This window comes from Corynebacterium sp. MSK071 (assembly GCF_030232125.1).
GTDB lineage: Bacteria > Actinomycetota > Actinomycetes > Mycobacteriales > Mycobacteriaceae > Corynebacterium > Corynebacterium kefirresidentii.
In genome coordinates, this window is the sequence record NZ_JASPJA010000040.1 from 1 (window position 1) to 1,049 (window position 1,049).

At 50.5% G+C, this 1,049-nt stretch carries 1 protein-coding gene; it reads left to right on the forward strand.

The features are described 5' to 3' along the window. Positions 1-1,049: tape measure protein (locus QP990_RS12100; RefSeq protein WP_284799414.1), on the forward strand; the 1,049-nt coding region annotated here is incomplete at both ends.

Below are 1,049 nucleotides of genomic sequence, written 5' to 3' on the forward strand. Positions count from 1 at the left end.
GACCAGATTATGGGCAATGTCAACAAGTCCATTGAGGGCACCTCCTTCCTCATGGGTGATACCGCCCAGGTTGCCTCCGTCATGCTCAGCTCTGGTATTAAACCCGGCCAAGAACTTCAGGACACGCTTAGTCGTGTTGCTGACTCTGCTGCCCATTCGGGTGTGTCCATGGGCGAGATGGGGTCAATCTGGTCGAAGGTTGCTGCCCGTGGCCACGTTGACGGCGAGGTTATGGCTCAGTTGATGGACCGAGGAATTGGTCTGCAGCAAAAGCTTGCCGACCAGATGGGCGTGACTAAAGAAGAAGTCACCGACATGATTAGTTCGGGCAAGGTCTCATTCGAGGACTTTTCTAACGCCATGAACGACATGTTCGACGGAGCTGCCCAGAAGCAACGCGAAACATTCAAAGGCTCCTTCGACACCATGAAAGCGTTCCGCTCTCAGGTAACTGAGCAATTCGAGAAACCATTTTATGATGGCTTGATTCCCGTCTTTAATGCGATGTCTGAGGGCTTTCAGCAAATTAAGCCAGTGGTGGGAGAATTCGCAGAAAATCTATCTGAAAAGATTACCCCTGTCTTTGAGCATTTGGCTGATGACGTCATCCCGAAAATGTTCGACGTTATCGAGAGCATTGATTTCAATTCAATCATTGACTCTTTGTCTCCTTTGCAGGATTTAGCTAGTCAGGCTGGTCCATATGTGGAGGAGTTGGCAGATGCTGCTTTACAGCTTGTCAGCGCCATTGCGCCTGCTTTACCTCCGATTGTCGGCGCTTTGGCTGCTATTGCTGTGGGAAGTCTTCCTATAATCACTGATTTGATTCGCGTAATCACTCCCATTATTTCCGGTGTCATTGTCCCGACTATCGCCAAGCTTGGCGACGAAATGCAAAAGCACCCAGGATTGGCTGCTGCGGCTGCTGGTGGGTTTATGACGTGGGCTAAGGTTATTGCACCTATTACTCGTGGGTTTAAGGCGTTTAAGGCAGGCGGCGACATTATCGCATCATTCGGGCCGAAGTTGGGCCCTGCGATAAAGGGGTT